A 1002-nucleotide genomic window follows, 5' to 3' on the forward strand; every position below is an offset into this window, starting at 1 on the left:
CACGTCGAATATGAAACGCCTGCCCGTCACTACGCCCACGTTGACTGCCCCGGCCACGCCGACTACGTCAAGAACATGATCACCGGTGCTGCCCAGATGGACGGCGCGATCCTGGTTTGCTCGGCTGCCGACGGCCCGATGCCGCAGACCCGCGAGCACATCCTGCTTGCCCGTCAGGTTGGCGTTCCGGCGATCGTCGTGTTCCTGAATAAGGTCGACCAGGTTGACGACGCCGAACTGCTCGAGCTCGTTGAGCTGGAAGTTCGCGAACTGCTGTCGATGTACGACTTCCCCGGCGACGATATTCCGATCATCAAGGGTTCGGCGCTGGCTGCCCTCGAAGATTCGGACAAGAAGATCGGCGAAGACGCGATCCGCGAGCTGATGGCTGCTGTTGACGCCTACATCCCGACGCCTGAGCGTCCGATCAACATGCCGTTCCTGATGCCGATCGAAGACGTGTTCTCGATCTCGGGCCGTGGTACGGTTGTGACCGGCCGCGTCGAGCGTGGTATCGTCAAGGTTGGCGAAGAAGTCGAAATCGTCGGCATCCGCGCCACATCCAAGACGACCGTGACCGGCGTTGAAATGTTCCGCAAGCTGCTCGATCAGGGCCAGGCCGGCGACAACATCGGTGCTCTCGTTCGCGGCGTTACCCGTGACGGCGTCGAGCGTGGCCAGATCCTGTGCAAGCCGGGTTCGGTCAAGCCGCACAAGAAGTTCATGGCTGAAGCCTACATCCTGACGAAGGAAGAAGGCGGCCGTCATACACCGTTCTTCACCAACTACCGTCCGCAGTTCTACTTCCGCACGACAGACGTGACCGGCATCGTGTCGCTTCCGGAAGGCACGGAAATGGTTATGCCTGGCGACAACGTCACCGTTGCCGTTGAGCTGATCGTTCCGATCGCGATGGAAGAAAAGCTGCGCTTCGCGATCCGCGAAGGCGGCCGCACCGTCGGCGCCGGCATCGTAGCGTCCATCGTCGAGTAAGTTTTACTC

The 1002-nt window shown here is 60.9% G+C and carries 1 protein-coding gene; it reads left to right on the plus strand.

The genetic code is table 11. The annotated features are described in order from the left end of the window. Positions 1 to 993: elongation factor Tu (gene tuf / locus ASD32_RS19705; RefSeq protein WP_060639767.1), on the plus strand; the 993-nt coding region annotated here is incomplete at its 5' end. Positions 994 to 1002 lie beyond the last annotated feature (9 nt).

This window comes from Rhizobium sp. Root483D2 (genome assembly GCF_001426685.1).
GTDB lineage: Bacteria > Pseudomonadota > Alphaproteobacteria > Rhizobiales > Rhizobiaceae > Pararhizobium > Pararhizobium qamdonense.